Consider the following 20,851-nt stretch of genomic DNA (forward strand, 5'->3'; position numbering starts at 1 on the left):
CTTATAAATAGAGAGGCGCCCAATGGCCTATGAAAACCTGATCCGCGACGAGCTGGCCCGCCGCAATGCACAACCCCAATACTCGCTCGAGACTCAGCGCCCGGACGCCCAGTTCGGGGGTACTCAGAACGCGCCCTTGTCTTTCGGCCGCAGTTTCTCGGGAGGTGTGCAGGAGTTCAAGGGCGGGATCAAGTTTGCCGGCGCGATGCTCCAGGACATGTTCGGCGAGGCAGATCAGGCACTGATCGATTCGGCCCTGCGCGATATGCGAGAGGGGCAGGACATCGCGGCAGGGGCTCCGACGTTCCATGACGTGCTGGATTCCGGCACGCCCGGCGTACTGCGCGATTGGGCGGTCACGACCTTGGGCCGTCTCGGCCCGGATATCATCGAGGGGATGGCATCCGCCACGATCGGCGCAGCCCTTGGCGCGGCTGCCGCAGGTCCGGTGGGCGCTGCCGGCGGTGCAGCGGAAGGTCTGGCCATGCGCACCACCATGAAGACCATGCTGACCAAGGAGCTGCGCGACTCCCTGGAGCGCGTGGCCAAAGGCCGTGGCACCGGACTCGATCAGAACATCCTCGACAACACGCTGCGCGCCACCATGGCACAGCGCGGCGCGCTGTACGCGGCCACCGCCGGGGGCTACCCGCGTTCGGCCGGCGAAGCCTACCGCGAGTCCCATGAAGCAGGCGATCCATCCCCCTGGGGTGCAGCCGCCATCGGCGGCGGCATGGCAGCCCTCGATGCCGTCGCGGCCAATCAGGCGTTCGAAGTTGTCGGTGGACTGTTCAAGCAGTCTGGTCGCTTGGGGACTGATCTTGCCCGGCAAGCCCCTTCATTGCTGGCGCAGACAGGTCGCAAGGTCGGGAAAGCCACCGTGGCGGAAGGCGGTACCGAGGCAGCGCAGGAGGAGCTGTTGATTCAGTTCCGTGACTACCTGCAGCCCGGCTATGCCAGCACCGAGGAAGCTCGTCACCGCCGTATCGAGTCCGCCGCTGCAGGTGCCCTTGCGGGTGCCGCGCGTGGTGCCGCGATCGATGCCCCGATCGACATGCTCCAGGGCGCTGGCCGCAATGTGGTGGAAGGACGCTCACCGTTGGATGATGGCACCACACCACCCGCTGATGGCACCCCGGGAGCCCCGACACCGGATGCCGGCCCGTCGTTGCGTGAGCGCGCCGACGCTTTCGCCTCCCGCTTTGACCCGGTGGTGGACGACCGTGGTTATGTGGTCAACACCCGCCGCCCGCAGCCGGAGCCCCAGGCACAGCCCCAGGCACAGCCGCAGGCAGCACCGGATGATGCCGGCGTCGTCATGCCGGAAGGCCAGGCCGATGTGGATGCCCAGTTCCGAGCGGCCATGGACCCGAATAACCCCAAGCGGGGCGTCGAGGTCAACAGTGCGTCACCGGCCCCGACCGGACTGGCTGATGCCGCAGACGTGTACTCCGCACGTACACGCAACGGCACCTTCTATACCCGCGATCCCGAGCTGGCCCAGCGGGTCGAGCAAGAGGGTGGCAGCGACGCCATGATGGCCGAGGCCCTGGGCTATGGCCGGTCCAAGCAGGACATCGCCCCTGACCGCGCGATGGCCGCTGCCGTGCGTGACGAGAACAACGCTGTCATCCATTCCGAAGTCATCGACCGCGATGACCAACCGGCCGCTGCCGAGCGCCTGAAGAACTACGGGGGCCGCGTCGAGTTCACGAGCCTCGAGCAGCACCTGGCGGATCGGGAAGCGCGGGCCAATGCCCGCAAGACCACTCAACGACGCTTCGATCTGCGTAACGGACCCGCCCGCCAGCAGGCGCAACCGGCACCGCGTCAGGACTTCACCCCGGAGCCCGCCCAGCCGCAGGTTCAGCCGGCACCGCGTCAGGACTTCACCCCGGAGCCCGAGCAACAGGCCGCTCAACCAGCCCCGCGCCAGGACTTCACCCCGGAGCCCGAGCAACAGGCCGCTCAACCAGCCCCGCGCCAGGACTTCACGCCCGAGCCGGCGCAATCGCAGGCCCAGCCGGCACCGCGTCAGGATTTCACGCCCGAGCCGGCGCAATCGCAGGCCCAGCCGGCTCCAGGGCGCAAGTTCGATCTGCGCAATGGCCCCGCTCGCCAGCAGGCCCAGCCGGCACCGCGTCAGGACTTCACGCCCGAGCCGGCGCAATCGCAGGCCCAGCCGGCCCCGCGTCAGGACTTCACCCCAGCGCCAGAACAACCGGCTGCGCAACCGGCCCCGGCTCGCAAGTTCGACCTGCGCAACGGGCCCGCCCGCCAGCAGGCGCAACCGGCACCGCGTCAGGACTTCACCCCGGAGCCCGCCCAGCCGCAGGCCCAGCCGGCCCCGCGTCAGGACTTCGACCCGGCGGTTGGTTCCGAGCCCCGCGACATGAAGCTCACCGGCCGCGAGCGTCCCGCCAGCCGCGAGGACTTCCAGGACCCGGACCTGGCACAGGATGCCTCGGACGCCCGACTCGATCAGGCGATCAACGACATCTTCCTCGATCGCCAGGGAGTGGATCGCGATGCGGATGGCCGCGCGCTGGTGTACGACGTCTTCACCCCGGAGCCCCAGGGCACCCGCCCGGTTACCGCGATGGCCGAAGGGGCCATGATCGACGAGGTCAACCCAGGGGCAGGCCGCAGCGCCGGTATCCAGACCCGGCCGCAACAGCTCGACCCGACTGCCTTGACGCGCCGCGACAAGGGTTATGACATGCGTGCCCGTAGTGCGCCAGTCCAGAACCTCGGCTGGCGCCCCGTGACCGAGAACATGGCCACCACCCTGATCACTACGCCGCAAGGGGACCAGCACCTGGTGCCGACCGCGATGGTGAAGCAGGCTCAGGAACTTCAGCAGCGCTTCCCCAACGATGAATTTACATTCGCCAACAAGCGCGAGAACGGTGCGGAGCACTACGCCCTGGTCCGCCGCCGCGATCCGACCGAGGCCGAGCGGGATTCCGCGTTCCATGCCCAGGATGGCACGGTGCAGGGCACCACCGAACGGGTGATGAATGCCCTCGATCGTGGCCGCTGGACCGGGCGTGAGGAGCCGCGCAACGACAATGCCAAGCGCTACACGTTGCGCATGACCGGCCCGAATGGACAGTCGATCTGGGTCAACCCCAAGGTGCTGGCTGCCGCCGGCATGGACGTGTCCCAAGGGCTCGGGGGCAACACCACGGCGCAGCGCTCACGCACTGGCCTGGCCACCGCGCTGGCCGTGCTGGATGACAGCGGCTACCGCATCGCGGCCTGGGCACCGAACACCGAGGCATCGCCGGCCCTGCAGCAGGCGACCAGCTTCGTGCAGTTCAAGAATATCTATGGCCTGCCATTCTCGGTCATGGGGCCACGTATCGCGGAAATCCGGCTGCGTGATTCGGACGCGATCACCGAGCAGCAGCGCGTACTGTTGCTGTCGCACCTGTCCGCGATTCCGACGCGCCGCAACAAGGAAGGCAACCTGGCCTGGACTCAGGACACGCTCAAGCGATTCCGTCGCTCCCGCAAGATGCTGCACGACCAGGGCATCACCATGCCGTCCGAGTATGAGCAGAACGAAGCGGGGGACATCCTGTTGGCTCCGGGCTTGCACGGTGCCATCGAGATCGTGACCGATACCGACATCGCCTGGCCGTCGGATCAGGCGCGAGCCCTGTGGGAGGACATGAACGCCGATCAGCGTACCGCCCTGATCCATGAGTACGGTGACGCGGTCAGCCTGGTGCAGCTCGACACCGTGATCGATGGTCCGATCGACCATGTCCCCAACGATGTGATCGCCGCGCTCAACGAGCAGGCCAAGCACGAATGGTTCCTGGCCGAGCAGGAAGGCGGGGTGGATACCCGCGAGCGCAAGATCGAAAGCCGGGGCTCCACCGCGACGCCGCGAGAAACGCGCCGTCTCAAGGAAACCAGCCACGACACCTTCGTGGACGAGAGCCTGCCGACCTGGGTCGCGGATGTGACCCACCTGGCCCGTCGGGTGACCAACCTGCGCCAGCGCGTACTGGTGGCCACCGACACCACCTCGATGGAAGACCTCAACGAGGCCATGAGCGAGAACGGGCACCTCCACATGGAGCGCACCCCGGCGATCCGGCAGAGCCTCGAGGATACGCTGGCAGGCAAGCGCAGCGCCGCCGGCACGACCATCCATGTCGGGGATACCTCGGTCATCTTCCTGCGCAGCCTGACCGACGCCAACGGCCGTCCCCGCACGGATGCCATGGCGATGGTGATGACGCATGAGCTGGGCCATGTGGCCTACCGCGATCACCTCAACACGCTGATCAAGGACAAGCGCCGCTTCAACACCCTGTACCGCGCCTATGAGAAGGACCGCCGGGAAGGACTGGTGCATCAATACGAGGACCCGAAAACCGGCTTCGAGGAGTGGGTCGCCGACCGTTATTCCAGCTGGATGCACCGCCGCGTGCGCAGCAACCAGGCCATGGTGGCCAAGGCCGGCGCATTCGCCGAGCTTCGCACCAAGCTGCGCGGCCTGTTCGATGGTGTGAAGCGCCAGATGACGGCACTGGTGAAGAAGGGCGAGATGGCGTTGCCGACGCGGATGAAGGGCAACAAGTCCGCCGACAGCTTCTTCGACACCCTGGCACAGACTTCCGAGCTGCAGGAGCGGGTCATGCGTCTGGAGCGGGAGACGACGACCGGCCGGAACCGCTTCAATGCAGACGCGCACGCCGAGCTGCGGGAGGCCCGCCGCGAGCTTCATTCCCTCCGCAAGCAGGCATGGGACGGTGCCGGTGTCGAGGCGAGCCGTGAACAGTTCGAGCAGGCCGTCGAGACAGCACAGAAGGCACGCGCTCGCCGTGATGCCCAGCAGGCTGCGCGGGATGCCCAGAAGACGGCGCGCGAGCGCAATGCCCAGGCCCGCGAAGCCATGCTGCGTGCCGACCAACAGCAGGACTGGCTGGCAGGACTGGTCGATGACGGCCAGCGCCCGCCGCGAACCGATGGCATCCCCCAAGGCGACCTGGACGGCTTGCAGATCGTGCGTCAGATGGCACAACGCGCCCGTGAACGTGGACAGCAGGCCCGCCGCATGCCGGTGGTCCCCAACCAGCCAGGGCTCCCGGTCGCTGATCCGCTGACCGAGAGCGTGGCCGACATCGTGGCGGATAACGCGGGCAGCAGCTGGTTCACCCGCAGCCAGCAGTGGGTCAATGACCGCTCGCCGCGTTTCCTCAAGACCGGGGCCCGTGCCCTGCGTGACATCGTCTACACCGATGACAGTCGCCTGCGCCAGATGGGACCGCGCGGTGCCCGGATCGCTGGCATGTTCTGGAGTGCCCCAGGCACTCGCCGCGACGCCACCACCGCCGGCTACATGAACCGCCGCGAATCGGAAACCGCCGATTGGTTGCGCAAGTTCGACCAGGCCATCCCGGACAACGAGCGCCGCGCCGAGCAGGTCATGGCCCTGGTGCAGCGTGAGGTTCCCCGCGATCAGCTGCCACAGGACGCCTTGCCGCTGTTCGACTTGATGACCGAGCTGGGTCAGCACCTGGAAACCCATGTGAACGGCTTCAACAGCAAGAGCGTCTACGGGACGCGCGTCTATAACGTCTCCGAGATGATGGCGCGGCCCGAGGAGTTCAAAGCGTTGATCATGAAGGCCGACAGCAGCATCGACACGGCGTCGGCTGACAGCATCTTCATGGCCATCACCCAGCAGGGCGGCCAGGTCGAATTGCAGACAGCGGATCAGGCCGGCGCCGGGCCAGGGCTCAATGCCAAGGCTGCGCGCGTCCTGACCAACGTCAGTAACGCCGACCTTCAGGCGGGCAAGTTCCTGGAGACGCCGAAGTCCTCCTTCGTGATGCACATCCGCTCGGCCATCCACCGTGCCGAGTTCGAGCGTGCCTTCGGGGCGGAGCGCGATGGCAAGGCCGTCGTCGAGGACCTGGAATACCGTCGCTCACAAGGGCAACCGATCGACGAGGATTACCTGGCCAAGCTCAAGCACCGCGTCGAAACCAGCCAGGACCCGGTCATGGTCTACGACCCGGCGGCCAAGGTGAAAAACGAGATCGACCAGCTGGAAGGACAGGACCAGGTACTGGCCCGCGAGATCGTCGAGAACTACATGGGGCGCAGCAACCGCCTGTTCGGCAAGCAGCTGCCGCCCAAGGTCGGCCGTGGACTGTCCGCCGTCGGGGCCTACGTCTACATGACCACCCTCGGTCTGGCGTCCATCTCGCAGGTGACTGATCTGGCGACTACCGCGATGCGCATGCACAGCACGTCGGCATTCAAGGACCTGTACCAGACGCTGACCCAGTTCACCCGCGAGGAGCGCGCCGAGCTGGCCCGCCGTGTTGGCACCGTGCAGTCGCAGATGACCATGGATGCGTTGCACAACAGCTACGGTAACGACTTCATGACACCGGAAGTCCGCTGGGCCACGGACGTGTTCTTCAAGATCACGGGCCTCCAGGCCATCACGGATCATAACCGGGCGCTTGCCACCCAGATGGGGCTGGGCTTCATCACCCGTGCCACGCGCAAGGCCAATGAAGGGGACGCCACGGCGATCCGCCAGCTGCAGGACCTGGGGCTGACGCCGCAGGATGTCAGCGCGTTCTACAGCGAGGGGCAGAATTTCGACACGCCGGCCGGCGAGAAACTGCGCCAGGGACTGTATGCCTTCGTGGACGAGTCCATTTTGCGTCCGAACGCGGCCATGCGCCCTGGCTGGGCATCCAACCCGTGGTTCTCGCTGTTCTGGCAGCTCAAGTCCTTCGCCTGGGGCGGCAAGAAAATCTTCATCGACGGTGTGGCCAGGGAATATACCCAGCGGCGTCGGGAAGGGCAGAGCATCCTGGCTTCGACGGCCAGTGCCCAGGTCGGGATTGCCATGGGGCTCCCGCTGGCCTTCGCCGCCGTCATGCTGCGCGACATGGCCAAGGAAGGATTGAACAGTACCTTCGACGATGACGAATACGATTGGCGCGCCTTCGACACCGACTGGGCGTCCGGTGGCGGTATCACCGAGCTGGTCGATCGGGCAGGGCTTCTCGGGCCCTTGTCCCTGGCCGTGGGCGCTTACAGCGGCATGGATTACGGGCGCCCCGTCGGCGTCTCGCTTGCAGGGCCGGCGGCCGAACGGGCCTACAGCCTTGTCCAGGGGGAGTATGGTCGAGTCGGGCGGGATTCCATCCCGTTGCTTGGCCTGGTCCTATAACACCGGCTACAATATAAGCACTGCTTATTGCAGCCAACTTTTACGAGGAATGACTAATGGCAGCTTTTTCCGACTACCTGGAATCCGGCATCTTGAATGCCACTCTGCGCGGGCAATCGCTGTCCACGCCGTCTTCCATCTATATCGCCCTGTTCACCTCCGACCCGACCGATGAAGCGAGCGGCAACGAGCTGACCGATTCCGCGTACCTGCGTCAGGATGCGGCCAAGGGCGAGACGATCAGCAACGGCTGGACCGCACCGACCGTGTCGGGCGACGGCATGATGTCCTCCAACGCCAAGGTCATCCAGTTCCCGCCGATCGCCGATGGCTCCGTCACCATCAGCCACTACGGCATCTTCGACGCCCAGACCGGCGGTAACCTGCTGTACCACGGTGCTTTCACTGTCTCCAAGACCCTCGAGGTCAATGACGTGCTGTCCGTCGATATCGGCGGCGTGCAAATCATTCTCCGCTAAGGGGTAACTGCCCATGTTCGCGCCGCTGAATGGTGCGCCGCTCAACGGCGGCGCGACAGGACTCTGGGCAGAAGGGACTGCCTCCGCCGAGGCGCAGATCAGTGTCTCGGCGGACATCTATTCGATCGAGTCGGTCACCATGCCGTCTCGCCAGGCCAACTCCGAATCCTCGGCGGTTGGCCTTCGCATTACCTCCGCACCCACCGCCATCTCTACTGCATCGGCTTCTGCCGAAGGGGTGGGCCTGCGGATCACGTCCGCACCCACAGCGGGGGGCACCGCCAGCGCTGATTCTGAGGCGACTCCCACCCGCTTGGCAGGGTTCGACGCGGAGCTGATCATCGAAGCCGTGACCGAGCTGGCTTACGAGCGCCACGCCTACTTCGATGCCACCAGCCTGATCGATGCGCAGTCAACGGCAGACAATTCCCGTCGCACTCGGGCCAAGGCCAAGTCGGCGGCGACGGCGTTCATGGCAGCCGATGGCTTGCGCCCCGTGTTCGCGGAAATCGACCTTTACGCCGATGCGGATACCACAGCGGATATCCGTGTTACGAAAACCGCTGACTCCACGGTGGTCAGCGTTTCTGAGCAGGCAGCTGCTGCCGTCCGGCAGGTGGTCCCGGATGCCATCCTCGACGCTGTCAGTGATACCGAGGGCGAGTATTGGCGCCACGCCTACATGGACGGCGCGGCCACCAGCGAATCGGATGCGGTCGCGGCAGAACCCTCGAGCCGGGAAGTCGCACTGGTTTACATGGGGGGCAGTATCGAGGCCCGGAGCTTCGCCCCCGATGTCCCACCTGACCGCACCGCCTGGGCCAAACTGGCCCGTGCCCGTACCCAGACCATCAGCTGGCTGGATGAATCCGACGTCGATGTCCTGCGGGTCCGTCAGCGGTATGCCGTGGGGACAGCGGTCGCCAGGTCGTCTACCCGTGCCGTACCCAACACGATCCTGGGTTACAGCCAGGTCTATGTGCAGTCCGAGTCGGTCACCGATCCTGACAAACTCTGGCTGGTGCGCGGCGTAGAAGGGCAGTGTACCGCCGAGGTGGATGCCACGACGCGGACCTCTCGCATTACGGTCATCGAGGGCAACCCGATCGGGGAAGCCTTCACGCATATCGCGCCGACCATCACCCGCGACGGCGTGGCCTACTCCTACGCCACGGGTCAGAGCGAGGCCGAGGCCGAGCAGTGGTTCAACGCGCTCAACTACACCTGGGCCCCGGCGGGGCTGTCTCCCGCGCAGAGCGACGCGATCCTGACGCCCTACATGGATCGGGACGGACGCGGCGATGTGGTGGCCACCGCCGGCACCGCGATCGTGACCCGTATCAATCCCTGGGTCTTTGCCAAAGGGCGCGCGACCGTGACGGCGCAGACCGAGGCCGAGCCAATCCATTACCGCTCGATCTATGGCGAATCCGTCATGGAGCCGACGGCCGAGACACAGGCCGAGCCGATCCATTACCGCTCGATCTATGCCGATGCCGTGCTCGATGCCACGGCGGACTCCGAGGCCGAGCCGACGCACTACCGCTCGATCTATGCCGAGGCGGACCTGGTCGCCATCGCAGACCCGGTGGTGAAGGCCAATCGCCTGCGGTGGGTCGGGATGGATGGCAGCACGACCGCCCGGTCGGATCAGCTGGCCGAGGCCATCCGTTACCGCTGGGTCGGTATGCGGGCCAAGGGGGTGGCAGTCAGCGATCCGGTGGCCGAGGCCGTGCGCCTGCGCTGGGTCGGCATGGAGGCCCTGGCGGTTTCGGTCAGCGACCAGCTGGCCGAGAACGGGGTCACCTATTGTGTCAGTGCCAACGACGCCTACGCCAATGTGATCTCTATCGCGGATAACCGCCGTTGGACCTCGGGCCAGGGCACCAGCCACAGCTACGCGCGCGGTGGCCCCACTCAAGTCACCATCTTCCACGTCTGGTATGCCAAGTCGCTCATGCGGCCCACGGCGGACCAACGGGCCGTGGCGTTCCGCATCACCTCAGCACCCCCAGGCCAATGCACTGCGCGGGCCAGTGTCGGGCGCGGGTCCTTCATCATCAATCCCGGCGCCGCTGCCCCTGATCGCCGCACCATCGTGGTCCCGGCAACTGATCGCAGCATGACAGTCGCGGCGACCAACAGGGAGTACCAAGTCGCATGAAGACATTCCGCAAGCAGCCCAGGGACCACCTGGATTACGACATCGTCATGTCCGAGTGGCTATCGCCCGGCGACGAGGTCGAGAACCTGGAAATTGTGGACCCGCCCAGTGGCATCGAGGTGACACAGACCTCGGTGTCCCCTGACCGGGTCAAGTTATGGATTACCGGCGGTGAAGACGGGCAGAGCTACAAGTTCACGGTCCTGATTTACACCGAATCGCGCACCAAGGAAGTGGATTTCCTGATCGTCGTCACGGAGCTTTGATATGGCCCAGCTATTCCTGAACAACTGCTATGGGGTGATCGACACCCCGATTTCTGCCTCGGACACCACGGTGGTTCTTACGCAGATGCACGGATTCCCTGACACGATGGGCGAGGGTGACTGGTTCACGCTGACCGTGTTTGCCGATTCCTCGCGCTATGGGGTCAACATCGAGGTCGTGAAGGTCACGGCGATCGATGACACCCTGCTGACCGTCGAGCGTGGCTACGAGGGCGATGCCGTGGCCCACGGGGCAGGGGAGCGAGTCGAGGCCCGGCTGACCGCTGATGCCATGCAGCGTCTACGCGACCTGGCGTCCTTGCCGTCCTGGGAGGTCGGTGACATTCGCACGGTGGTGAAGCACGTCGAGCTGTCGGATGACTGGGCACCGTTGGATGGGCGGATCATCGCCGCAGCGGATGCACCGGTTTTGGCCTCGATGGGCGGCGTATACCAAGTGTATAGCCCTGTGCTGCGAAGCATTACCACCAGCATGGTTGCGGAGTTAGGCAACGACCTCACAACTGTTGGTTTCTACAAAGGCTACATGTACGAATGCGCCAGGGGTGGCGAGTTGGTGATCCGCGATATGGCCAACGGTTATCAGGAGGCCAACCGTTTCACCGCAACCGGCAGCGCCCTCACCACGGGGAGTGTCAGTGAAGTCGATGGGCGCGTATTTTTCTCTCCCGGGAATATGGGCGCCCCACTAATGTGGTCCGACGATGGGGTCAATTTCAATGCAGGCCCTTCGATCGATGGGGGTGCCTACTTTGGCGCTGTTTTCTGTAAGCTGCCAGAAGGTGGCTACCTAGTCGGGGCTTATAGCTCTGCTGGGGTACAGGTTGTTGAGGTTCCAAGTACGCTGCCTGCGGGTGTCGCAGCACCCACAGACGTATACACGGCTCCGACAACGAATGAAGCGCTCGCTGCCCTGGCCAAGCCTGCTCTGGATGGCCGGTTCCTGATTCTGCCAACTGATGGTGGAGGCTCGGAGGTGCTCGACCTCCATGCGCAGAATAGCTACCCGACGGCTACCGAGGGGACTCTAATCGATGTGTGCGATGTGGGGGCGATCTACGCAGTCCCCGATGTTGGGATAAAAGTTGTCGGGGTTAGTGACACGTTTGAACTTGTAGTGCGGTATCTGGTGCGTTTCAACAACTTCGGATCACCCCTGTATAAGCAATCGTTCTGCCCCCGCCTGCCGGATACCGCCTTCGTAGGCACCACAACTGAAACAGGATACAACGCTTTCGTTATCAACAAAGCCGACCCGCGAGCGAGCATGCCGATAAACGATGGTACCGGCGATGCCCCACAAAGATTTAAAGCGGCCACTGTGTATCAAGACCGGGCGTTTGTATACGACACTCTCGATACGAGCAAACAGTTCTTGTTCCTGGATGAAATTAACAATCCTTCTGTGCCGGTTAATACCATACCTGCCGGTTTTTCCCCGTTTGACACCTTCGATGTCGGGCTTGTCCCCGAGTCTGTCACGGGGGCGTCAAAGGGCCGATCCCCGGTGGCATATACCAATACGCCGAACGGAGAATTCGCTTGGTGCCGGGTTGACGAGGGCGGCGATGACGTACTCGCTGTAGTAGAGCGCAATAGCGAGGGGGAGTGGATAAACCGCCAAACTGTCAGTGTTCCTGGTCCGTCTGCCGGCGCTTTCCGACCTGACGGCCTAGCGTTTTTCGAAAAAGGGCGAATCGCTTATTGCGGACCCGTCGATTATTCAAGCCATGAGTTTGGAGTCTTATACGACAATTCCACGGGTTCTGCGTCGGCTGCTATGGAATACTCAGATGGCACAGTCCCTCCCCCTGATGACATCACAGCCGTGGTGCCGTCTTCGCAAGGCTTCCCGCCCGTGGCGCTGCACAACAACGGTGACGTCACCTTTGTGGCTATCAACTCTGGTTCGAAGCTTTCCCACAATAGCCTTATACCCAGCAATACACAGTCCGAGTATCCGACAGCGATCAGAGTTGGCCGTGCCCCCCTACCTTGGCCGTCGGGGGCAAACCCGGCTGCGGCCATGTACGTATCAGCGACCGTGACGCGGTCCTCGTCCAATAATAGTTATGCCTATATGACCTTGCTGGCGAAAGAAGAAGGCGCGCTTTCTATTTTCCGCCTAGCGGGGATTGATGACATGACGCGGCTCCATACTGTGACCTTACTTGACTTGAAGGCTGCTATAGAACGGTACAATAGAGCAACAGGTAAAAATTTCTCTTGGCCGTCTGATATTTTCAACCCGGTGCTTCTCGCCAATGGTGACAAGTTCTTATATGTCTATGGTGGGGAGGCGTTTATATACGATATTCCGACCCGTTCATTAGAATTTGTGCGGGCTGTGGGCTCTACCACTAGACCGTATTACCCGGTACCGATCAATGGAGTATATTTCTATTATGGGCGGGATGGGGTAAGAAGCGTAGATGCGTTAACCGGAGAAATCACGGACTGGGACGCTGGGGAATTTTATTACGCGGGCCGCGCATCCTCTATATGGACAACTTGGTTATTATCCGATGGCCGTTTGGCCTGCGTCTTTAGTGATTCCTTACCGTCAGGTGAAACCGGCAGCGCCTATGTTCTGACCCCCTTGGAAGCGACTGAAACTGATGGGGGCTTCGACCCGGAGACGCAGATTTATCTGCCAGAAATCCCCACCGGGTCCGACCACACGCTGAACTACGTGAAAATCCGCTAACCCACATCGCCCCCGCCAAGCGGGGGCCCTGGAGTCTGCAATGCCTGCGATCGTCCTGAAAATCCTCACCAGTATGGCCACCACGCTGCTCACCGAGCGGTTCCTGCTCAACCTGCTGATCGTCCTGGCGGAACGCCTGGCGAAAAGCACCAGCAACACGCTGGATGACCAGATCGTCCGCGAGCTGAAACGCGCCGTTGAAGGCAGCAAGCCCACTCTGTATAGCGAAGTGAAAAAGTAGCCCTGCATAATAAGCAATGCTTATAATGGCTACTCCGGCGCAGTGCAATTCATGGGCGTCAAGCGATAGGAGGGATGGCAATTGTCGGATGAATTGAAGCGCATTGCCGCCGAAAAGACCGCCCAATGGGTTGTACCAGCGCTGATCATATTCGGGGCCGTTCTGGTCAAATGGCTCTATTCAAAAACAAAGCGGTCATGGTTCGACTGGCTACGGTATCTGACCGTATCAGTCTTCGTAGGTGGGGTGATGAATTTGTACTTGGCGGATATACCCGACCAAGACATGGGTCCAGGGGCAAAAGGCGCGATTCTCGCATTGGTGGTGCTGGTCGCTGATCACATCCTGACGGGAATCTTCAAGGTGGGCGCGGAATTCGCCCGTGATCCGCACGAGTTCATGGTGAATTGGTCCACCACATTGCGGGACATCTGGAGGGGAAGGAAATGATCACTGCTGTCTCCTGGCTCAACGTCATTGCATCCGTCGTCGTAATATTCGGCGCGGTTCTCACTGCCCGAATCGTGCCGAAAGGCCGACGAACGGACCTGCTGATCATGGAAGCCATGATCGCCGTGACCTACCTGATCCTGATCAATTCGCGGGGCATTTATGCCTTCGCATTCACGACCAGCTCCGTGGCATGGCACCTGTTCGATAGCGCTGTGCTGTTCTACATCGTCTTCCAACAACGGCGGGCCTGGTATATCCGCCGGAGGCTCCCGCGATGATGACATTTGGTGTGGCATTCGAGCGCGTCATTGGCCATGAGGGTGGGCTATCCCTGCACCGTCGTGACCCAGGCAACTGGACAGGCGGCAGCGTCGGGGTCGGGGTGCTGCGTGGCACCCGTTTTGGTATCAGTGCGGCCCGCTATCCGAGAGAGGACATCCAGAATCTGACCCTCGATCGGGCCAAGCAGCTTTACCACCGCGATTTCTGGGATCGCGCCCAGGCGGACCAGTTCCCGCCGGCCGTGGCCTATCAGACCTTCGACGCCGCCGTGAACCACGGGCCCGGTACCGCGATCCGGTTCCTGCAGCGCGCACTCGATGTCGCGGACGATGGCCGGGTCGGAGCTGTCACCCTGGGCGCCTTGGAGCGTGCCGACATCGACGACGTGCTCAAGCGGTTCAATGCCGAGCGCATCCGCTTCTACGTGAAGCTGTCCTCCTTCACTGACTTCGGGCGCGGCTGGATGGAACGGGTGGCCACCAACCTGGAATACGCGGCGGATGACTACAACGCCCCCTGGCATGTGCAAGTGGAGGCCGCATGAGAATCCTGACCTTCGAGGGCATGGCGCCCCAGGTGGACCCATCGCGCCTGGCCGAGGGTCTGTCCGAACGCGCGGTGAATGCCGGGTTCCAGCGCGGTGCCCTGACGGCGCTGCCCGTGAACTTCGCCAGCACCAACTACAGCAAGCTCAAGGGCAACCGCACGGGCGGGCTCAAGACGGCCGAGTCGATGTTCTACTCGCACATGGCCGATGCCTGGTTCGTCTTCACCGATCAGGTGCGTCGCGGCATCGACTCCCTGATCGCCCCGCAGGACGAATGGCGGCGCATCTATTTCGCGGACTCGACAGGACCGCGCTACACCATCGGTGACAACTACTCCGACAACTCGGTGAACATCACGCCGACGTCCTACCGGCTGGGAGTGCCTGCCCCGGACGGTGCCCCCCTGGCGCGGCTCGCATCCGAGTCCATCCCGGAGGGGATGGAGGAAGAAGACCTCAACCGCCAGCGGGTGGTGTATGTCTTCACCCTGGTCGATGACCTGGGGCAGGAAGGGCCGCCCTCGATCGCGTCCGGCGGGGTCGAGGTGCCGATCGAGTTCGACTTCAGCGTCACGGTCGATCTTCCCCTGGGCAACAGCGACACCGGCCAGCGCCGGTTCACGGGCGCGGCCCGCAAGCGCGTTTACCGCTCCACGTCCGGTTCCAGCGGCACCTTCTTCCAGTACGTGGGCGAGGTGGCCTATACCCAGGCCAGCTTCACCGACACGGTGCCTTACGGGGAAGAAGCCGAGGTGCTGCCCACCGACAGCTGGCACCCGGCACCGGACGAGATCAAGGAAATCGACGCGGTCGGCTCCAACTTCCTCGCCGGCTTCTACGGCAACATGCTGTGCTACTCCGAGGTCAAGCTGCCGCACGCCTGGCCCTATGAGTACCGTTTCCCGCTCAAGACCCAGATCACGGCCATCCAGTCCACGGCCAACGGCCTGTTCGTCGGGACCACCGGCAAACCGTACTGGTGCTATGGCGCGGACCCGCAGGCCGCCGTCCCGCAGGAAATGGACTACGACTACCCGTGCCTTTCACGCGACAGCGTTGTCGATGTGGGCGGCTTCGTCGTGTATGCCAGCCACGATGGCCTGGTCGCGGTCGATGGCCAGCAAGCCCAGCTGCTGACCGGCGGCATCTTCACCGCTCAGGACTGGAAGGACCTGGACCCGGCGACCCTCAAGGCGTTCGCCTTCGAAGGCCGCTACCTGTTCTATGTCCCGCTGACCGACACGCTCTACGCCATCACGCCCAGTGACCCGCGCTCGCTGACCCTGGTGTCATCCGGCTCCGCCGAGCTGTTCAGCAAGATGACGTGCGCCGCACGGGACAGCCGCCACGATCGCACCATCCTGGTCGCCGACGGCTTCGGCATCCCCAACCTGACCGAGGTCATGAGCACCGCCGCTGGCAACGTGTCCTGGACCAGTCGTGTCGTGCGCGATCGCCCACGGGCCTTTGGCCTGGGGCAGGTGATGGCCTCGGAATACCCCGTGACGCTCACCATCCGGGGCGATGACCGCGAGCTGACCCTGACGGTGCAGAGCGAGGACCCGTTCCGGCTGCCGGCCTGGGGTCGCAAGCGCGAGTGGCAGCTAACCCTCGAGATGGATTCCAAGGGGGACAGCCGCCGGGCCATCTATTCCGCCGTCCTGGCGGGGTCCACACAGGAGCTGGTCTATGGCGCGTAAACGCATCACGGCGCTGCCGGACATCCCGCGCGACGCCACGCCGACACTCCGCCGCTGGATGGAGGCCATGAAGGAGGCCACCGAAGTGCGCCTGGGTCGGCGCGGTGATCCGGGCGAGGCTGCCGTCACCTTCAACGACCTGGTGGACAGCGGTCTGGTACAGGGGCTGGGGCGGATCAATCCGCTGACCGGCCTGCCGACGGTGCTGCCGGTCGGTGACGGTGGTGACCTGGCCACGCCACCGCGACCCACGGGCGTCTATGCCCTGGGGGTGTTCGATGGCATCCACCTGTTGTGGGATTTTCCGGGCTCCCGCTACCAGATTCGTGTGGTCGAGATTCGCCGGGGCCAGACCAACGACTTCAACGAGTCCGATGTCCTAGGCTCCGGGGCCGGGGCCAGCTACTTCGATGTCATCCCGGGCGAGGAGGCACAGACCTTCTGGTACTGGCTGCGCTTCGTGAACGCCTTCGGCACCGTGGGTCCGTGGTCTGAAGCCGTGTCGGCCACCAAGATCGCGGACATCGGCTACCTGATCGAGCGCCTGACCGAGGAAATCGACGCCTCCTACCTGGCCGAGGAGCTGCGCAAGGAAATCGAGCTGATTTCGAACTTCGAGCCAGGGTCCGTGAACAGCCGCTTGAAGACCGAGACGGATGCTCGGGTTCAGGCGATCCTCGAGGAGCACCAGGATCGGGTCAAGGCCCTGCAGGCGGAAGCGAAGGCCCGCCAGCAGGCGGTCAGTGCCGAGGCCAAGGCCCGCGCCGATGCCCTGGTGGATGAAGCCAAGGCCCGGACGGCGGCGATCGAGGCCAACCGCGAGGCATGGACGGCAGAAACCGAGTCACTGGCCCGTGAAACCGAGTCCCTTCGCTCCACGGCACAGGGCCTGGGGAGCGAGATCGATAGCGTCCGCCAGGCGAGCGTGAAAGGGGACGAGGCCCTGGCCCGGACCCAGGAAACGCTGACCGCTGCCAGCAACAAGGCATTTGCGGACCTGGCCACCGAGCGCCAGGCGCGGATCAACGGCCTGAATGCCCTGACCACCAGCTTCGAGAGCCAGATCGCCCAGGTGGCCGAGGACTATGAAGCGGCCATCCTCGAGGAGCGCACGACCCGTATCCAGCAGGGCGAGTCACTGGCCCGTGACCTGGGGCAACTGTCCGCGCGGGTCGATACCAACGTGGCCGACATCACACGGGAAGAACAGACCCGCGCCAGTGCGATCAGCGCCTTGAGCAGCGCCGTCGAGAGCATCACGGCCCGCCTCGATGCCACACCCGTATGGGTCAGCAGCTTTGAGGACGGGGCAGACTACGATCGTTGGAATGCTCCCGGCGGGGCCACGATTTCGGCCTACACCGCTGACGACTTCGGCGGCGAGCAGTCTGCCGCCATTGGCTACAGCGGCAGCAATCCGACCTCGGGTGGCGCGACGGGTGGGGTCAATGCTCAGATCAGCGAAAGCATGGCGCAGAACTTCTCCGAGAAACGCATCCGCGTGACGGGCTATGCCAAGCGTTTCCCCACCGCCAGCCAGGCATCGAGCGAGTTCGCCGTGGCCTACTCGACCGCTGAGGTGGGCAACAGCGGCTGGCAACGGTTCCCGGTCGAGGACGACTGGACCCTGTTCGAATTCCTGTGGGACGTGCCGGGTGCCAACAACGGCGGGGCTGACTACCTCGGTATCTGGGGTGACACCAGCAACAGCGGCAAGAAGGTGCTGATCGACCTGATCAGCATCCAGCCGGCCACCACCGAGGAAGACCTGCCGGCCATCACCGCCGCGATCAACGAGGAGGCCAGCGCTCGGGTGGCCGGTGACCAGGCCAATACCCAGCAGATCAACACGGCCAAGTCGCAGCTCAATTCGGCCATCGCCGAGGCCAATTCGGTGCGCGAGACGGAAGTGAAGCGCGTCGATGACCGGGTGACCAGCGTGAGCCGCAAGGTGGACACGACCCGCAATGCGCTGGAAGGCAGCATCGCCACCACCAACTCCCGCCTGGTGTCCGAGGTCAAGGAGCTGGAGAACGGCATCAACGCGGCCAGTGGCAAGATCGACACGGTGGAATCGCGTCTAGGGGACACGATCGGCGACGTCCAGTCGGAGCTGAACAGCGAGACGAAGCGCCTGGATGGCCGGATCAACACCACCAGCAAGAAGATCGATACGACCCGCTCCCAGCTGGAAGGGAAGTTGAGCACCGCACAAACCGAGCTGACCAGCGAGATCGAGAAGGTCGATAACCGTGTCACCTCGACCAGCCGCAGCATCACCAACGTGCGCAATGAGCTGAAAGGCGATGTCTCGGGCGTGCGCAACTCGCTCAACAGCGAAGTGAAGGAGCTGGAAGACTCGATCAAGAGCACCAACACGGCATTGACCAAGGCGCAGTCCCAGATTGGCAAGGACGTCGCGGCCGTGGAAACCAAGCTCGGGACCGAGGTCGGCAAGATCAACGGCGAGCTGACGACGCTGAATTCCTACTGGTATGCCAAGGTGCAGACCAACGGGCTGATCGGCGGCTTCGTGGTGGGCAACAACGGCGACAGCATCGACGCCATTTTCGATGTGGACCGCTTCGCCGTGGGTCGGACCAGCAAGGATGCCCGCAAGCCGTTCATCATTGCCGGCGGTGACACCTACATCAACAGCGCCCTGATTGCCGAGGCATCGATCCAGGAAGGGCAGCTGGGGCCGATCACCATCGGCAAGCTGACCAAGGGCGACGGCACCCCGATCACGACCGTGGGCGGGTTGATCCGTGCCGACGCCATCGAGGTCAACAACCTGGACGTGCGCAGCGCGGCGCGCTTCTCCGGTGACGTGTTCTCGGACAACTTCCAGTCAGGGAAGACCGGGTGGGCCATCCTGCAGAGCGGCTATGTCGAGTTCAACGACGCCATGATCCGGGGCAACCTGGAAGTGCAGTCGATCACGGTCAACGGCCAGTCGCCCTTCGGCGCACTTCGCCTGAATGACAACGACGAGCGCCGCAGCGCCAACCTGGCTGGGGGTGGTAACAGCTACGGACACCGGAGTGCGGACTACCGTGAGATTTCTGCCAGTCATGTGGCCACGCAGAAACTGTCCAAGATGCCATCTGGTTCCCGCTTGAGCCTGACATCCTATCCACGGGTCGCGGCCTCAATGAGTGGTCGCTACGGCAGCGGTAGTCTTCAGGACCGTACCGGCGATGGTGGCGATTATTGGGTCGCGCGCACGGGGGCGATCAAATGGTTCGTTCGTGTGCGAATCCGCACCTGGATCGACGGCAAATTGGTGTTGGACGAGACGCACACGCAAAGCGACGAGAACAAAGGCTCGCGTGGCGAAGGGCGGCCACAGCCGACCGCAAGCCACGACTATTACCACCCGAAAGCGCGGGGTGGTTACAACATGGAATACAAGTACGATGCCTATCGTTCGACTTCGACCATCAAGACCCAGACAGACATTTCGGTGAAGGGGTGGGTCTACAATGGCGGGCTCGGGATTTCCTTCGATTCCGATGGCGGCAATATCACGACAGGCGACGTCTTCAGACTGGGGTAATGCTATGGATGACATGATCCGTGACACCATCGACGAGATCAGTGAGCAGGGTGAAAATCTCGAGACGCTGATTGCCGTCGGACGCACAAAAGAAGGGAAGGTCAGTCTGGTAACGCTGGATGGTGACCGCGAAAGGCTGATCGTTTTATTGGAGCGGGCGAAAAATATGCTGGTGCGGAGTATGGACCCATGAGCGTTCGCCTGGTGCCGATTACAGAAGATGTTATTGCGATCCTTGAGTCGCTACGCTGGCCCGTCGAAACCTGGGAACGGTTCAACACCTTCGAGGATTTCGATATGTTCGGCCGCCCACCGGCCAGGGACCTGGAACAGGTGGCCACGGGCACGCAGGTAATGCTGGATCGCAATGATGCGGCCTACCAGCCTTTGCTCGAGGCCCTGGGCGCAAAGCGCATGACCAACGCCATTGTGTATCCCGCCGGCAGCATCATGGGGTGGCACACCAACTCGGACAACCCTGGTGTCCGCCGCTACTACACCTGGAGTGAGGAGGGCGGTGCCGTCTTCCGCTATATTGATCCTGTGACAGGTGAGCGCCACGACTCCATCGACCCGCCCGGTTGGGTCTGCCGAGAGTTCACCGTGACCCAGGACCCGTTGTTCTGGCACACTGTCTGGACTCCGGTTGAGCGATGGGCTTTCGGGGTCATGATGGAGAGCCCGCACCGTTGAGACATTTCTGGGTGTACCACCAGCGTACCACCCAAAAGAAAAAAGCCTCCAACTCATTGAGTTCGGAGGCTTTTTTCTTCACATGATCCCATCCACCAACCTGGGGTCTGATAGATGATCAGGTCCGCCCACAGCTGCTTCTCGACTTCTGCCTTGTCGTCAAAGCCTTCCTCGATGACGGTCTCCTTGACGGTGTGACCCAGCTCGGCCAACTCGCCGCGTGCCAGTTCATGCAGCGTCGCGTTCAGCTCGCCATTGGAATGGGCAAAGGCCTTGCCGCCATTGATCAGCAGAATGTTCATGTTGTGTGCTCCAGAATTGTTGGCTTTTCAGCAATGGCGCACAGCATGAGCGTTCGCAAGTCCTTGATAAAGCGGCACTGGCGTAAAACACCTTTTCTGTAGGTGCAACAATCCGATCAGATTGCGCGCGATATCTACGCATTCACTCCCTTCATGCCTTCTGCGGTGTAACGCTCCCCGATGATGGGTATCTGAGCTGTGGCTTCTTCCAGTAGACGTTG

Annotated in this window: 14 protein-coding genes; 13 read left to right on the forward strand and 1 reads right to left on the reverse strand. The window is 63.2% G+C overall.

From position 1 onward, the window contains the following. Positions 1 to 22 precede the first annotated feature (22 nt). The 13 genes from ACN0Q0_RS14975 to ACN0Q0_RS15035 all read left to right on the forward strand — a co-directional run bounded on the left by ACN0Q0_RS14975 (position 23) and on the right by ACN0Q0_RS15035 (position 20,328). Positions 23 to 7,216 carry a hypothetical protein gene (locus ACN0Q0_RS14975; protein ID WP_417244211.1) on the forward strand — a complete coding sequence of 2,398 codons (7,194 nt, stop codon included), beginning with the start codon at positions 23 to 25 and terminating at the stop codon, positions 7,214 to 7,216. A 56-nt stretch (positions 7,217 to 7,272) separates the two neighbouring features. Then, entirely contained in the window at positions 7,273 to 7,695 is a 423-nt protein-coding gene (locus tag ACN0Q0_RS14980; protein WP_141392407.1) for a phage tail fiber protein, read from the forward strand. 13 nt (positions 7,696 to 7,708) lie between these two features. Next, complete coding sequence (locus ACN0Q0_RS14985; RefSeq protein ID WP_417244212.1) at positions 7,709 to 9,859, forward strand: hypothetical protein; 2,151 nt, start codon at positions 7,709 to 7,711, stop codon at positions 9,857 to 9,859. Further along, on the forward strand, positions 9,856 to 10,125 hold the full coding sequence (locus ACN0Q0_RS14990) for a hypothetical protein (protein WP_271302954.1): 270 nt from the start codon (positions 9,856 to 9,858) through the stop codon (positions 10,123 to 10,125). The genes ACN0Q0_RS14985 and ACN0Q0_RS14990 overlap by 4 nt, the downstream gene beginning before the upstream one ends. A 1-nt stretch (position 10,126) precedes the next feature. Next, positions 10,127 to 12,853 carry a hypothetical protein gene (locus ACN0Q0_RS14995; protein WP_417244213.1) on the forward strand — a complete coding sequence of 909 codons (2,727 nt, stop codon included), beginning with the start codon at positions 10,127 to 10,129 and terminating at the stop codon, positions 12,851 to 12,853. 40 nt (positions 12,854 to 12,893) lie between these two features. Next, the gene (locus tag ACN0Q0_RS15000) at positions 12,894 to 13,094 is read left to right on the forward strand and encodes a hypothetical protein (protein ID WP_279839922.1); all 201 of its coding nucleotides are present in this window, start codon (positions 12,894 to 12,896) and stop codon (positions 13,092 to 13,094) included. 81 nt (positions 13,095 to 13,175) lie between these two features. Continuing rightward, positions 13,176 to 13,544 carry a hypothetical protein gene (locus ACN0Q0_RS15005; RefSeq protein ID WP_279839921.1) on the forward strand — a complete coding sequence of 123 codons (369 nt, stop codon included), beginning with the start codon at positions 13,176 to 13,178 and terminating at the stop codon, positions 13,542 to 13,544. Further along, a complete protein-coding gene (locus ACN0Q0_RS15010) occupies positions 13,541 to 13,825 on the forward strand; it encodes a hypothetical protein (RefSeq protein WP_141392413.1) in 285 nt (94 codons plus the stop codon). Before ACN0Q0_RS15005 ends, ACN0Q0_RS15010 begins: the two co-directional genes overlap by 4 nt. Beyond that, positions 13,822 to 14,373: a glycoside hydrolase family 108 protein gene (locus tag ACN0Q0_RS15015; protein WP_279839919.1), complete on the forward strand. Its 552-nt coding sequence runs from the start codon at positions 13,822 to 13,824 to the stop codon at positions 14,371 to 14,373. Before ACN0Q0_RS15010 ends, ACN0Q0_RS15015 begins: the two co-directional genes overlap by 4 nt. Then, positions 14,370 to 16,076: a hypothetical protein gene (locus ACN0Q0_RS15020; protein ID WP_417244214.1), complete on the forward strand. Its 1,707-nt coding sequence runs from the start codon at positions 14,370 to 14,372 to the stop codon at positions 16,074 to 16,076. The genes ACN0Q0_RS15015 and ACN0Q0_RS15020 overlap by 4 nt, the downstream gene beginning before the upstream one ends. Next, positions 16,066 to 19,635 (forward strand): hypothetical protein, encoded by a 3,570-nt coding sequence (locus tag ACN0Q0_RS15025; protein ID WP_417244215.1) that lies wholly within the window; start codon positions 16,066 to 16,068, stop codon positions 19,633 to 19,635. Before ACN0Q0_RS15020 ends, ACN0Q0_RS15025 begins: the two co-directional genes overlap by 11 nt. 4 nt (positions 19,636 to 19,639) lie before the next feature. Then, positions 19,640 to 19,828 (forward strand): hypothetical protein, encoded by a 189-nt coding sequence (locus tag ACN0Q0_RS15030; RefSeq protein WP_141392416.1) that lies wholly within the window; start codon positions 19,640 to 19,642, stop codon positions 19,826 to 19,828. Then, positions 19,825 to 20,328: a hypothetical protein gene (locus ACN0Q0_RS15035; RefSeq protein WP_417244216.1), complete on the forward strand. Its 504-nt coding sequence runs from the start codon at positions 19,825 to 19,827 to the stop codon at positions 20,326 to 20,328. The genes ACN0Q0_RS15030 and ACN0Q0_RS15035 overlap by 4 nt, the downstream gene beginning before the upstream one ends. Before the next feature lie 53 nt (positions 20,329 to 20,381). Here ACN0Q0_RS15035 and ACN0Q0_RS15040 read toward each other — a convergent pair whose 3' ends face one another. Then, a complete protein-coding gene (locus ACN0Q0_RS15040; RefSeq protein ID WP_417244217.1) occupies positions 20,382 to 20,630 on the reverse strand; it encodes an NAD(P)H-dependent oxidoreductase in 249 nt (82 codons plus the stop codon). Between the last annotated feature and the right edge of the window lie 221 nt (positions 20,631 to 20,851).

It is taken from the genome of Celeribacter sp. (assembly GCF_048259695.1).
GTDB lineage: Bacteria > Pseudomonadota > Alphaproteobacteria > Rhodobacterales > Rhodobacteraceae > Celeribacter.

Coding starts and splice junctions, on each gene's coding strand:
- ACN0Q0_RS15030 (WP_141392416.1), top strand. CDS start 19,640: ATGGATGACATGATCCGTGACACCATCGACGAGATCAGTGAGCAGGGT.
- ACN0Q0_RS15020 (WP_417244214.1), top strand. CDS start 14,370: ATGAGAATCCTGACCTTCGAGGGCATGGCGCCCCAGGTGGACCCATCG.
- ACN0Q0_RS14985 (WP_417244212.1), top strand. CDS start 7,709: ATGTTCGCGCCGCTGAATGGTGCGCCGCTCAACGGCGGCGCGACAGGA.
- ACN0Q0_RS15015 (WP_279839919.1), top strand. CDS start 13,822: ATGATGACATTTGGTGTGGCATTCGAGCGCGTCATTGGCCATGAGGGT.
- ACN0Q0_RS14990 (WP_271302954.1), top strand. CDS start 9,856: ATGAAGACATTCCGCAAGCAGCCCAGGGACCACCTGGATTACGACATC.
- ACN0Q0_RS15000 (WP_279839922.1), top strand. CDS start 12,894: ATGCCTGCGATCGTCCTGAAAATCCTCACCAGTATGGCCACCACGCTG.
- ACN0Q0_RS14975 (WP_417244211.1), top strand. CDS start 23: ATGGCCTATGAAAACCTGATCCGCGACGAGCTGGCCCGCCGCAATGCA.
- ACN0Q0_RS14995 (WP_417244213.1), top strand. CDS start 10,127: ATGGCCCAGCTATTCCTGAACAACTGCTATGGGGTGATCGACACCCCG.
- ACN0Q0_RS15025 (WP_417244215.1), top strand. CDS start 16,066: ATGGCGCGTAAACGCATCACGGCGCTGCCGGACATCCCGCGCGACGCC.
- ACN0Q0_RS15010 (WP_141392413.1), top strand. CDS start 13,541: ATGATCACTGCTGTCTCCTGGCTCAACGTCATTGCATCCGTCGTCGTA.
- ACN0Q0_RS15040 (WP_417244217.1), bottom strand. CDS start 20,630: ATGAACATTCTGCTGATCAATGGCGGCAAGGCCTTTGCCCATTCCAAT.
- ACN0Q0_RS14980 (WP_141392407.1), top strand. CDS start 7,273: ATGGCAGCTTTTTCCGACTACCTGGAATCCGGCATCTTGAATGCCACT.
- ACN0Q0_RS15035 (WP_417244216.1), top strand. CDS start 19,825: ATGAGCGTTCGCCTGGTGCCGATTACAGAAGATGTTATTGCGATCCTT.